11 protein-coding genes are annotated in these 13,331 nt (G+C 40.1%); 6 read left to right on the top strand and 5 right to left on the bottom strand.

The annotated features are described in order from the left end of the window. Positions 1 to 263: 263 nt before the first annotated feature. Positions 264 to 968 (top strand): GntR family transcriptional regulator, encoded by a 705-nt coding sequence (locus JEP36_RS13040; protein ID WP_198620757.1) that lies wholly within the window; start codon positions 264 to 266, stop codon positions 966 to 968. A 108-nt stretch (positions 969 to 1,076) separates the two neighbouring features. Here JEP36_RS13040 and hldE read toward each other — a convergent pair whose 3' ends face one another. From hldE to JEP36_RS13025, 3 genes are all read right to left on the bottom strand, one after another. After that, positions 1,077 to 2,501, bottom strand: a complete 1,425-nt coding sequence (gene hldE / locus JEP36_RS13035; RefSeq protein ID WP_109373059.1) for a bifunctional D-glycero-beta-D-manno-heptose-7-phosphate kinase/D-glycero-beta-D-manno-heptose 1-phosphate adenylyltransferase HldE — start codon at positions 2,499 to 2,501, stop codon at positions 1,077 to 1,079. A gap of 95 nt (positions 2,502 to 2,596) precedes the next feature. Next, positions 2,597 to 5,437 (bottom strand): bifunctional [glutamate--ammonia ligase]-adenylyl-L-tyrosine phosphorylase/[glutamate--ammonia-ligase] adenylyltransferase, encoded by a 2,841-nt coding sequence (gene glnE, locus JEP36_RS13030; RefSeq protein WP_198630322.1) that lies wholly within the window; start codon positions 5,435 to 5,437, stop codon positions 2,597 to 2,599. A 26-nt stretch (positions 5,438 to 5,463) separates the two neighbouring features. Then, complete coding sequence (locus JEP36_RS13025) at positions 5,464 to 6,387, bottom strand: CYTH domain-containing protein (RefSeq protein ID WP_198630321.1); 924 nt, start codon at positions 6,385 to 6,387, stop codon at positions 5,464 to 5,466. A gap of 219 nt (positions 6,388 to 6,606) precedes the next feature. Between JEP36_RS13025 and JEP36_RS13020 the strand changes: the two genes are divergently transcribed. Beyond that, positions 6,607 to 7,227: a TIGR04211 family SH3 domain-containing protein gene (locus JEP36_RS13020; protein WP_109373056.1), complete on the top strand. Its 621-nt coding sequence runs from the start codon at positions 6,607 to 6,609 to the stop codon at positions 7,225 to 7,227. A 26-nt stretch (positions 7,228 to 7,253) separates the two neighbouring features. Next, positions 7,254 to 8,492: a multifunctional CCA addition/repair protein gene (locus JEP36_RS13015; RefSeq protein ID WP_198630320.1), complete on the top strand. Its 1,239-nt coding sequence runs from the start codon at positions 7,254 to 7,256 to the stop codon at positions 8,490 to 8,492. Here JEP36_RS13015 and folB read toward each other — a convergent pair whose 3' ends face one another. Then, the gene (folB, locus tag JEP36_RS13010) at positions 8,493 to 8,843 is read right to left on the bottom strand and encodes a bifunctional dihydroneopterin aldolase/7,8-dihydroneopterin epimerase (RefSeq protein WP_099074474.1); all 351 of its coding nucleotides are present in this window, start codon (positions 8,841 to 8,843) and stop codon (positions 8,493 to 8,495) included. A 104-nt stretch (positions 8,844 to 8,947) separates the two neighbouring features. Between folB and plsY the strand changes: the two genes are divergently transcribed. Then, positions 8,948 to 9,604, top strand: coding sequence for a glycerol-3-phosphate 1-O-acyltransferase PlsY (plsY, locus tag JEP36_RS13005; protein WP_023582777.1), 657 nt, complete (start codon positions 8,948 to 8,950; stop codon positions 9,602 to 9,604). A gap of 118 nt (positions 9,605 to 9,722) precedes the next feature. On the opposite strand, the gene tsaD is transcribed toward plsY, so the two are convergent. Next, positions 9,723 to 10,742 (bottom strand): tRNA (adenosine(37)-N6)-threonylcarbamoyltransferase complex transferase subunit TsaD, encoded by a 1,020-nt coding sequence (tsaD, locus tag JEP36_RS13000; protein ID WP_198626212.1) that lies wholly within the window; start codon positions 10,740 to 10,742, stop codon positions 9,723 to 9,725. 342 nt (positions 10,743 to 11,084) lie between these two features. On the opposite strand from tsaD, the gene rpsU reads away from it, so the two are divergent. Next, complete coding sequence (rpsU, locus tag JEP36_RS12995; protein ID WP_001144069.1) at positions 11,085 to 11,300, top strand: 30S ribosomal protein S21; 216 nt, start codon at positions 11,085 to 11,087, stop codon at positions 11,298 to 11,300. A 112-nt stretch (positions 11,301 to 11,412) separates the two neighbouring features. Next, positions 11,413 to 13,161, top strand: a complete 1,749-nt coding sequence (gene dnaG, locus JEP36_RS12990) for a DNA primase (protein WP_198620773.1) — start codon at positions 11,413 to 11,415, stop codon at positions 13,159 to 13,161. Positions 13,162 to 13,331 lie beyond the last annotated feature (170 nt).

The following is a 13,331-nucleotide window of genomic DNA, read 5'->3' as shown; positions in this document are numbered from 1 at the left end:
CTTTTTAATTTATTTTTATTCTGTGAAATTAGATTAGATTCTTTTCTCTTTATTCTCTCATCTCAAATGAACTATTCGTGATCTGATTCATACTAATCTTTCACACAAAGTGATCTACTTTTTAGTTAAAAGACAGATCATTTTTTATTTTTTGATAACGTTCACATTTTAAAGGTATAAATGATTATGCTATATATCAAAAGATTAGATTCATATAAGTTAAATAGAATAAGCTAATTTTTAGAATAAAAAGAGGTATAAAAATGATCTATAAAGACATTGCAAAAAGCCTAAGAATTCAAATAAATTCTGCTGGATATCAAATTGGCGACCCACTACCCGCAGAAAAAACATTAGCGCAACAATACAACGCATCAAGAATGACAATACGTAAAGCAGTAGATTTATTAGTTATTGCAGGATTATTAGAACGAAAACATGGCTCAGGGACTTATATTAAAGAAAAAGATGTTCATCATGAAAATGCTAGCCTAAAAGGCTTTGTCGAATTAATGGCAAATACAGGGCACAACGTAAGAAGCGAAGTGGTAGAGTTTAGTGTTATTCCCTGCCCTTTATCTATTTCTAGCAAATTACGTATTAATTCAAATGAACGTATATTTTATTCAAGACGAATACGTTTTGTAGACAACAAACCGCTTATTGTTGAAGACAGTTATATGCCCGTAAAATATTTTAGTAATTTAACATTAACGCACTTAGAAGGATCTAAATTTGATTTTATTGAAAATGTTTGCCAAATAAAAATAGCGGGAAGTTACGAAACTTTCCACCCTATCATGCCAGATAACAATATTTGTCAATTATTAAAAATAGAGAATAACATTCCCATATTAAGGCTCAGCACATTATCATACAGTATTCATGGTGATTATATTAATTACTCAATAATGCATAGAAACACCCAAGATTATATTGTTGAATATCATTTAAAACGAGAACAATAATCATTAATATAAAATAATATTGAAACTTTAATATTAATAATTAGATTTATTGTTATGAGAGCAAAAAAAAGCACTCCGAAGAGTGCCTCTCATTTTTTATAAATGCCATTATTTCTTTTTAATCGCATTAATAATATTTGTTGTAGAAATGCCGTCTTCAAAATTCAGCACTTTTACTTCACCACCTGCTGCCCAAACTTCTTTGCTACCTGCGATATCTTCAGGCTTATAGTCGCCACCTTTAACTAAGATATCCGGTAATACAGAGGCAATTAAGCGCTGTGGTGTATCTTCTTCAAACGCAACAACCCAATCGACGGCACCTAATGCGCCCAACACAGTCATACGCTGTTCTAATGGGTTAACAGGACGACTTTCACCTTTTAAGCGCTTAGTAGACGCATCACTATTTACCGCAACAATAAGGCGATCACCTAATTTACGTGCATTCGCTAAATAGCTAACATGACCTGCATGAAGAATATCAAAACAACCATTTGTCATCACAATACGCTCACCGCGCTGACGCGCTAATTCGACGGCTTGTTTTAATTGTTCTTCTTCCATCATGCCAAACCCGTTATCAGCTCGACCACGAATAGCATTTTCAAGCTCAATAGGTGATACCGTTGATGTCCCTAATTTACCCACAACAACGCCTGCCGCTGCGTTAGCAAGGAAACAGGCTTCACCTAAAGGTTTGCCAGCAGCTAAAGAGGTTGCTAATACGCCAATTACTGTATCACCTGCCCCTGTTACATCATAAACTTCTTGGGCTTGGGTTGGTAAATGCAATGGAGCTTCATTAGCACGCAGTAAGCTCATTCCTCGCTCTGAGCGAGTGATCAGCAACGCTTCAAGATCTAAATCTCGAACTAATTGAGTCCCCTTTTCCACCAGCTCATCATCCGTTTTACAAACACCAACCACTTGTTCAAATTCAGACATATTTGGCGTTAATAGCGTCGCACCGCGATAGCGTTCAAAATCTGATCCCTTAGGATCGATTAATACAGGTACACCCGCTTTTTTTGCCAGTTGGATCATCTCTTGAACATGAGAAAGTGCCCCTTTGGCATAGTCAGATAAAACCAATGCGCCAATAGAAGGTAATGCTTGCTGAATACGTTCATAAATAGGTTGAGGATCAACATTGCTAAATCCTTCTTCAAAATCAAGACGGATTAATTGCTGATTACGTGAAAGTACACGTAATTTTGTGATCGTTGGGTGTGTCGCAACAGAGACAAAATCACAACGCACATTGACCTGATTTAATGTATTGCTCAATGCTTTTGCGGCTTCATCGATACCTGTTAAACCCACTAAACGCGAATTAGCACCAAGAGACGCAATATTCATCGCAACGTTTGCTGCACCACCTGGTCGCTCTTCTGTGGTATCAACTTTAACCACTGGCACTGGGGCTTCTGGTGAAATTCGACTTGTTGGGCCATACCAATAGCGGTCTAACATGACGTCACCGACAACCAACACATTGGCTTTATTAAAATCCGGTAGCGTTACTTTCATCCCATACTCCACATTTATTTTCAAAATAAGCCGAAATAATACCATAACTTGTTAAGCAAAAAGAGATACACATAAGACTTCATGCCAACAAACCATTACTCTTGTTCACCAAGCCACTTCAATTTGCTTTTTAATACACACTCTCGCTCTGCGATAAAACAATGATTATCCACAATGGCAGGTAATGCTTGTAGCGCCAGATGATGTAATTCATTACGCAATGTGACATAAGCATGTGTTAAAGCGAGAGTTTCATCTTCATCCATCACTTGATGCTTTGCCATTAACTCAAAAATACGCACATTATCAGACCAACGAGTTAAACCTGGGTATTGGTGAGAAAAACGCAATACTAAATATTGCGCGATAAATTCAATATCAGTAATACCGCCAGATGAGGTTTTTAAATCAAACTTATCGGCTTGCGTTGGTGCAAGATGTTGCACCATTTTTTTACGCATATCGCGTACTTCATTTTGTAACACATCAGCATCACGAGAAAGGCATAACGTTTCATGACGAATACGTGAAAACATCTGTTGTAATTTATCATCGCCATAAATCATTCTAGCGCGAATTAAAGCTTGATGCTCCCAAGTCCAAGCTTCATTTTTCTGATATTCATCAAAAGCTTGAATAGTACTAACCAACATACCTGATTCACCCGAAGGACGTAAACGCGCATCGACTTCATACAACACGCCAGAAGATGTTCTGGTACTAAACAAATGGATAATACGCTGTGCTAAACGCAGATAAAACTGGCGAGCATCAATCTGTTTTGCCCCTGTTGTCACAGTGTTTATTGGACAATCTAATAAAAAGACCAAGTCCAAATCAGAGCTATATCCTAACTCCCATCCCCCCAATTTACCGTATCCAATCACCGCAAAACCCAGCCCATCACGATGAGCTAAATGTTCAGGTTCACCATAACGTTTCACCATATATGACCAAGCTTGATGAACAACAGCATGAATAATAGCTTCCGCTAAATACGTTAAGTGATCGCTAACCTTCATTACTGGCAATACACCTGTAATATCTTCAGCGGCGATACGTAGTAATTGGGCTTGCTTAAACTGGCGTAATGCTTCTAATCGTTGCTCTTCATCTTCTTCTGGTACACGTAATAAATATTGGCGTAATTCATCACGATACGCATCTAAAGGCAGGGGTTGATAGAGAGAATTAGGATCAAGTAATTCGTCCAATAGTAAAGGATGAAGCGCTAATTGTTCAGCGATCATCGGTGATGCCGCACAGAGTCGTATAACATGCGTTAAAACTTCATCCGATTCTTGCATCAACTCTAAATACGTTGTGCGACTCACAATGCTTAATAGCAAAGGCGTCACGCGTTGTAATGTCACTAAGGTAAGGGGTTGCTGGCAAATTTTAGCCAATAGTTTTGGCATTAAGGCATCAAGAACATCGCGTCCTCTTGGCCCAATGGTTCGCTTGCCAATATCTTGGCGAAAATTCTGCAACGTCTGATTTATTGCCTCAAGCGCTTCACTGGTTAATGTTTCATGAAATAATGATGATGTTTCAGGCAAGCGACCAAGTAACCAAAGACGCTTAAATTCAGAGATATCGTCTTCATCATCGTTTTCGTCTTCTTCACCGATTAATTGCGTGAAAATCACGGAAACAGCCTGCATCTTGTGGTTAATTTCTTGATAAAGCGCTTCCCAATCATCAAATCCCATTGCCAAAGTCAATCTGGCTTTATCTTCTTCACTTTCAGGTAAGGTTTGGGTTTGTTGATCACCAATAGACTGTAAAAGATTTTCTAATCGGCGAAGAAAAAGGTAGCTTTCAGTCAATTGTGCCGTTTCTTCTGCGATGAGTAATTCAAGTTTCGCAATAACGTTAAGCACCGTTAACAATGAATTGCTTTGAAGCTCAGGCTCTCTACCACCACGAATTAGCTGAAAAACTTGCGTAATAAATTCGATTTCACGAATACCACCAGAGCCTAATTTTATATTATCAATCATGCCACGACGACGAACTTCACGACTTATCATGGATTTCATATTTCTAAGTGATTGAATAACACTAAAATCAATATAACGACGATAAACAAAAGGACGCAACATTTGGCGCAATACTTGGCAATACTCTTTCTTTTCTGCCCCTAAAACGCGTGCTTTGATCATGGCGTAACGTTCCCAATCGCGCCCTTGCTCTTGATAATAATCTTCCAGTGCCGCAAAGCTCATTACCAAAGGCCCACTTTCGCCAAAAGGACGTAACCGCATATCAACGCGGTAGACAAAACCATCAATAGTATGCTGATCCAGCGCTTTAATCAGCTTTTGACCTAAGCGCGTAAAAAACTGCGCATTATCTAATTCTCGTCGTCCACCTTGTGTAAACCCATTTTCAGGATAGGCAAAAATTAAGTCGATATCAGAAGAAAAGTTAAGTTCAAACCCACCTAGTTTTCCCATTCCTAAAATCAGTAATGGCTGAGGTTTTCCCTCATTATCACAAGGCGTTCCCCATTGTTGGCAACATTGCTGATAAAGCGTATCTCTTGCGCCACAAATTAATGTTTCAGCTAATACGCTCAAATGTTTTAGCACACAAGGAATATCGGCTAATTGAAAAAATTGTAGCCATGCAATGCGCACTAATTGTTGATGACGAAATTGGCGTAAAACTCGCATAACGTCATCTTCATTATCAATATCGGCTAATTTTGCTGTCAATTGAGGCTCATAACTCTGCCATTCCACACTCGTTGGCGGATTTTGTCTGATATCAGTCAACCATTGAGGATTAATGCGCAAATGCTCTGTTACAAAGGGGCTAAAAGCAAAAAACTGTTGTTCTTGTTCACTAAAAGGCGCTAACGCATTCAATTGAGAAGAGAACCCACACTGTGCTTTATTCCACAATTGTTGAAATACACCGATAACAGACATAAATAGACTCTCAAGTTGTCAGGAAATTAAGCAATAGACAGTAACCATGCCATAGAAGATAACTTAAAATTCAACCATAAAACATGATAATAGTCGGTTGCTGTTGTAAATGTTAACGGTGAAATCGCATTGAGTGATTGCTCCATAGATCTAGGCAAATCAGACTGTTTTTTGCACCAATCTGAAAATAATGCCAACATGGCAGGCATGGTAATTGTCGGTGGCGTCGGATTGGCAAAAATCGCTTCTTCTAATGCCTGTATCGCACTTAACCATTTAGTCAATTGCTGAGCCGTTGTATCACTAGGAGAAAGATTCACCACACTCAACGATAATGCAGGTTTATCTTTCGCCAAATAATAGCCTCGAGCCGCCTTACTGCGAGAAGCAAGACGCAATCCGCCCTTTTCACCTAAATAAGTCGCTAATGCGATAACATCTGACACATTGCCTTTTTTGAGTTCTAACTCGAACTCTTCAATGGGCAACTCATATTGATGAGTGCGAATAGCACCTTTATCTAACACCACTTCAATTTGGCTATTTTGAAAATCCACCAGCCAAATTTCACGGTAAAAGTCCGTATTAAACAGCACATCAAGTTGAGACTCTAATTGTGTAAAGTCGGTATTTTCAGGCCAGATTTCTGCTGGGAATCGTGCTAGATCTAATTTAGGTTGTTCTAATTCCACGTTATATTCTGGACGTTGATGCAAACCAGCAACGACTTTACCGGCAGTTTTAATTGTCATTTCATAACGTTCATCAACACCACGAATACGCAGCCCCATATCCCAGCGACGAATTTGATTATCTGCGGTTTCAAAGTAAAGATTAGTCAGCTTTTTGGGTGCAGTATGCTGATGAGGTAGAGTCAGAATGCGCTGAATAATGTGAGGAATAGCGGCAGGTATGGCACTCATTTTGAGTTCAGTTTCTAATTGGCTCATTCTATTTCCCTTAAGTAAATCAATTGATTAGTAAAATATTTGACGCATTTTCATTTTGCAAGTGATAGCCTAATAACAATAATGAATAAAAGGCAGATTATCCCTATATTCTACCAGTTAAGACTGTTCTCATTCTGGTTTACTATTTGCTTACGCAAACTTTACTCTTTAGTATCAGTAAAAATATTCTCTTGTATAGATAAAAAAGTTGAAAACATAATGCGAAAATTACCCTTACTTTTTCTTTCCTTACTTGGCTTAGGCTTTTCTCTGAGCTCACACGCAGAAACTCGTTATGTTTCCGATGAATTATCCACTTATGTGCATAGTGGACCAGGAAATCAGTATCGAATCGTTGGCTCTTTAAATTCTGGCTCAACAGTCACCGTACTTTCTCGTAATGCAGCAACGGGTTACGTACAAATTAAAGACGATAAAGATCGTACTGTTTGGATACCTGAAAGCCAACTGAGTGCTCAGCCAAGCATGCGTACTCGCATTCCTGCGATGGAAAAAGAGATCCAAACACTGCGCGACAAACTGGCGAATATCGACCAAAGTTGGAATCAACGTACAATAGATATGCAAAATAAAGTTTCAAACAGTGATGACATCATCAATGGCTTGAAAAAAGAAAATGAACAAATGAGAACTAAGCTCGCTGTCGCAGAGAAAAAACTCGATTTTGCTAATCAACAATTAGATGACAGACAACGCGATATCATCTTACAGTGGTTTATGTATGGTGGTGGTGTTGCTGGTGCAGGTCTTGTCTTTGGCCTGATCCTTCCACATATTATTCCGCGTCGTCGTAAACGTAATGATCGTTGGATGAACTAATATCCAACCAAAGGAACAGTGATCCCGTGAATATATACCTTGTTGGTGGCGCTGTACGCGACCAACTGTTACAGATGCCAGTAAAAGACAGAGATTGGGTTGTTGTTGGTGCAACACCTCAAATGCTATTACAACAAGGCTATCAACAAGTAGGCAAAGATTTTCCTGTTTTTCTTCATCCAGATACTCATGAAGAATATGCCCTTGCGCGTACAGAACGAAAATCAGGCTCAGGTTACACGGGATTCACTTGCTATGCAGCACCCGATGTCACATTAGAAGACGATCTTGCACGTCGTGATCTCACCATTAACGCTATCGCTTATTCCGTTGATGGCGGATATGTCGATCCTTACCACGGCATAGATGACATCAATGCGAGACAACTTCGCCATGTTTCTGAGGCATTTTCAGAAGATCCGTTAAGAGTTTTGCGAGTTGCACGTTTTGCGGCACGGTTTGCGCCTTTAGGATTTAATGTTGCACCTGAAACACTGCAATTAATGAAGACGATGGCACAAAGTGGTGAGTTAAATACACTGACTGCTGAACGTGTTTGGAAAGAGACTGAAAAAGCCCTTGAGAGCCCCGCGCCTCAAGTCTATTTTGAAGTTTTACGTCAATGTGGTGCTTTAAGCGTTCTTTTTCCTGAAATTGATGCTTTGTTTGGTGTACCTGCTCCTGAAAAATGGCACCCAGAAATCAATACTGGCATTCATGCCATGATGGTACTTAATATCGCCAGTCAATTAACAGACGATATTGCGGTGCGCTTTAGTGCCTTATGCCATGATTTGGGAAAAGGATTAACACCTCCTGAAAATTGGCCTCATCATCACGGTCATGGCCCTGCGGGTGTGCCTTTAGTTGAAGCCTTGTGTCAACGTTATCATATTCCTAATCATATCCGTGATCTCGCGCGTTTAACGGCAAGATTTCATGATCATATCCATCGTATTGATAGAATGCGCCCCTCTAAAATAATCCGCTTATTTGATGCTATTGATGCATGGCGAAAACCAGAACGTGTTGAACAACTTGCAATGGTGAGTGAAGCGGATGCGAGAGGACGTAAGGGCTTAGAAAATATTGCTTATCCACAACGTGCGTTTCTTTGCCAAGCTTTCCTTGTTGCAAATAATGTGGATATTAAGCCAATCATTGAAAGTGGATTAAAAGGCAGTGCAATACGAGATGCGCTAACCAAGCAACGAGAAGTCGCGATTATAAAATGGAAATCGCGACTTAATCAGGAACAGCGCTAATTAAGCTTTACGCTCAATAATCACACCTACATTTGTGGCTTGTGCAACAGCTCCTGGTTTCGCTAATTTAATTTTTACTCTTGGTACAGCAAATTGCGTTATCAATAGCTGTGCCACTTCTTCAGCAACACGTTCAACTAATTCAAAACGTCGAGTCTCAACATAGTCAATAATTGCATTGCTCACACTGGCATAATCTAAACAATGAACCACATCATCAGTTTGGGATGCGCGTTTGTTATCCCATTCCATTTCGATATCGAACACTAATTTTTGTTTTATGGTTTTTTCCCAATCATAAACACCGATTGTGGTTATTACTGATAATTGCTCAATAAATACGATATCCATCACGTCATCTCTTATTTTTTCTGCTCATCGGATACCACTTCCGATGAAATATGCGTATTATCCATACATGCTTAACGAACTTACATAAACATTGGAGAATACAAATGAGTGCTAACGCACTTGGAATGATCATCTTCGCCTACTTGTGCGGCTCAATCTCCAGCGCGATATTGATTTGCCGACTGGCAAGACTCCCTGATCCAAGAAAATTTGGCTCTGGCAATCCCGGAGCAACCAACGTCCTACGTATTGGAGGAAAGGCAGCCGCGGCAGCCGTTCTTATTTGTGACGTCCTAAAAGGGATGATCCCTGTTTGGCTCGCCTATTACTTAAATGTGCCTCCTTTTTACCTCGGTATTGTCGCAATAGCAGCTTGTCTAGGTCATATTTATCCTGTTTTTTTCCACTTTAAAGGCGGAAAAGGTGTAGCCACTGCATTTGGTGCTATCGCTGCCATTGGTTGGGATTTAAGTGGGCTTATCGCAGGAACGTGGTTACTCACCGTCTTACTGAGTGGCTATTCATCGCTTGGTGCGATTATCAGCGCACTGCTTGCCCCTTTTTATGTTTGGTGGTTTAAACCAGAATTCACTTATCCCGTTGCTTTATTATCATGTCTGGTACTTTACCGTCATCACGACAATATTCAACGTTTATGGCGTGGTCAAGAGAGCCGTATCTGGCATAAATTAAAGAAAAAGACTGAAAAAACAGAAAAAGAGATCATTCAAGAAGCTAAAGAGCAAGAAAAAGAAGATTAACCTCCTTTGCCCAAATATCTGACTAGTCCTGATATAGGTTGACAACTTTTCAGGCATAAAGCGCTTTGATAACACACCAAAGCGCTTCAATTTTGAATTATTTTTTAGCTTATAACTATTAACGCGTTAATGCAGGCAACTCAGCTAAAGGCCAGCGAGGTCTTACGGTCACACTTAACGGGCCTTCTGTACCGCCTTTAAAGCGGATCATTCCTGCTAGTGCAATCATTGCGCCATTATCAGTACACAATTCAGGACGCGCATAAAAAACTTCGCCACCTAATTGCTTCATTACGGTTTCCATTTTTGCACGTAATGTACGATTAGCACTTACACCACCTGCCATCACCAAACGTTTAAAGCCTGTTTGTTCTAAAGCTCTACGACATTTTATCGCAAGCGTATCAACAACCGCATCTTCAAATGCCCGTGCAATATCAGCGCGAGTTTGGTCTGAATCATCATTTTGACGAATAGTATTAGCTGCAAAGGTTTTTAAACCCGAGAAACTAAAATCAAGTCCAGGTCTATCTGTCATTGGGCGAGGAAAGACAAAGCGACCTTCTGTGCCTTGTTGCGCCATTTTCGATAATACTGGGCCACCAGGGTAATCTAATCCCAGCAGTTTTGCCGTTTTATCAAAAGCTTCGCCAGCAGCATCATCAATAGATTCACCTAATAAGGTGTATTCGCCAATTCCCGTCACACTAATTAACTGTGTATGACCACCAGAAACCAAAAGTGCCACAAATGGAAACTCTGGTGTTTTCTCTTCAAGCATTGGAGCCAATAAATGGCCTTCCATATGATGAACAGGAATAGCTGGGACATCCCACGCAAAAGCTAATGAGCGTCCAATGGTTGCCCCTACAAGCAACGCGCCAACAAGACCGGGGCCAGCAGTATAAGCAACCGCATCAATATCTTGCGCCGTAAGATTTGCTTCTTTCAGTGCCGCTTGAATAAGAGGTACTGTTTTACGGATATGATCCCGTGAAGCAAGCTCAGGAACTACCCCACCATAATCGGCGTGCAGTTTAATCTGGCTATAAAGTTGATTCGCTAATAGGCCGGCTTTATCATCATAGATTGCGATACCGGTTTCATCGCAAGATGTTTCAATACCTAAAACTCGCATGACGCTTCCAAATTCTTCTTCGCTAACTCGCGTAATGAATCGATTGTATCATTATTTCGGTGATTTTATACGCCTTCGCAACATCTTTTACATACCAGCATGTGACAAATTCCTTTTTCTGGTCTATAATTATTCACCTATTTTAAGTGATTTAAATGTGTGGTTAGCGACTGTCGCTTTTTGTGTACTTCTTAAAAAGACACAAAAGTGAGAGTTTGCGTTTCAATTTTGAGCATCTCTTTACAAAGTGCCCTGCTTTGAAGTAAAATTCCGCACCATTTTAAATGTCGGCTGGCTTAAATAATGCCAGCGCAAACCGATTTCTATTGAGGTGAGAGGCACATGCCGGTAATCAAAGTACGTGAAAACGAGCCATTTGACGTTGCTCTTCGTCGTTTCAAACGCTCTTGTGAAAAAGCAGGCGTATTAGCAGAAGTTCGTCGTCGTGAGTTTTATGAAAAACCAACGACTGAACGTAAACGCGCTAAAGCATCAGCAGTAAAACGTCACGCTAAAAAATTAGCTCGCGAAAACGCACGTCGTACTCGTCTGTACTAATATTTTGCGGCTTATACCGCAACGTATGCAGACACTGTAGTCGCAGTTAAAGGCCGTGCTTTCTCCTGAGAGCGCGGCTTATTCTCGTTCAACAACAGGCGTAAAAGGGCTTATGGCTGGACGAATTCCACGTTCATTTATCAATGATTTGCTAGCTCGAACCGATATCATCGATCTTATCGACGCTCGCGTGCCGTTAAAAAAACAAGGCAAAAATCATTCAGCGTGTTGTCCGTTTCATAATGAAAAAACGCCCTCTTTCACAGTAAATAGCGACAAACAGTTTTACCACTGTTTTGGTTGCGGCGCGCATGGCAATGCTATTGATTTTTTGATGAATTACGACAGACTCGATTTTGTCGAAACCATTGAAGAGTTAGCAGCAATGCATGGGTTAGACGTTCCTTATGAATCAGGAACAAGCAGTAGCCCTATTGAACGACATATAAGACAAAATCTCTATCAAGTGATGGAGAAATTGAATCAGTATTATAGTAGCGCTCTCAATAAACCTGATGCACAGGAAGCAAGAAACTACCTTGCGCATCGTGGGCTTAGTGAAGATATTATTACCCGTTTTTCTATTGGATTTGTACCAACAGGTTGGGATAACGTCCTAAAACGTTTTGGTCAAAGTGCCGATAATAAAGCCTTACTTCTTGAAGCGGGTATGGTAATAACTAACGATAATGGTCGCACTTATGATCGTTTTCGCCAACGAGTCATGTTTCCTATCCGAGATAGACGTGGTCGTGTTATTGCCTTTGGTGGGCGTGTTTTAGGTGATGATTTACCTAAATACTTAAACTCACCAGAAACAGAGATATTCCATAAAGGACGTCAACTTTACGGACTTTATGAAGCGCAACAATCTAATAATAACGTCACAAAGCTATTAGTTGTTGAAGGTTATATGGATGTTGTGGCATTAGCGCAGTTTGGTATTGATTATGCCGTTGCCTCATTAGGAACCTCCACCACAGCAGAACATATCCAGTTGCTCTTTCGGACAACGGATAACATTATTTGCTGCTATGATGGAGATAGAGCTGGACGTGATGCCGCATGGCGAGCATTAGAAACCGCCCTTCCTTTTTTAAATGATGGTCGCTCTTTACGTTTTATGTTTTTACCCGAAGGTGATGATCCCGATTCATTGGTTCGTCGTGAAGGTAAAGAAGCTTTTGAAAAACGTATGGAACAAGCACATTCATTATCAGAATTTTTATTTGATTCACTCGTTCCTCAAGTGGATCTGAGTACTCAAGAAGGCAATGGTAAGCTATATAGTTTAGCCAGACCATTAATAGATAAGATCCCAAGTGAAACTTTACGTCTATATTTATTAAGAGAGCTTGGAAGCTTAACGGGAAATCCCGATATTGAGCAGATGGATCGTTTATTTGGTAGAACGCCGGTTAATCACGATTTATCGTATCAACCGACAAAATTACGCACAACACCGATGCGTATATTGATTGCCCTATTGATACAAAACCCAGAATTCTCTAAATTAGTGCCCCCTCTCGAGGGATTAAGTACAGAAAAAATTGCAGGTCTATCACTTTTTATTGAATTAGTTTCTGTTTGCCAAGCACAACCTGGTCTAAATACGGGACAGATTATCGAACTCTATAGAGAGAATAAATTCGGTAAACAGCTTGAAAAATTGGCAATGTGGAACGATATAGATATAGATGAGATTGCAGAAAAAACCTTTACAGACACGTTAGATCATCTTTTTTTAACCGCAATGGATGAACGTTTAAACACACTTATTGCGAAAGAGAGAACAGAAGGCCTAACGCAAGATGAACGCGAAGAAGTCCAATTGATAATACAGGCACGCGTTAAAAAGTAAACACAGAATTAAGATTAAAAACACGGCTTAATTGCCGCTATCGGTAGGTACTAAAAACCTACATTTGCTACGCTGAGGGGACCGTAGCAATCGACAATGAAAATGCCCCTCCGTAGTTATTGTTGGCTGAACAGTTATCGCCGACCGACACCAACCCAAATTACTTTGAA

This window comes from Proteus sp. PR00208 (assembly GCF_016238545.1).
Lineage (GTDB): Bacteria > Pseudomonadota > Gammaproteobacteria > Enterobacterales > Enterobacteriaceae > Proteus.
Note: the sequence above shows the minus strand (reverse complement) of the source record. Positions and strands in the feature narration are given on the sequence as shown.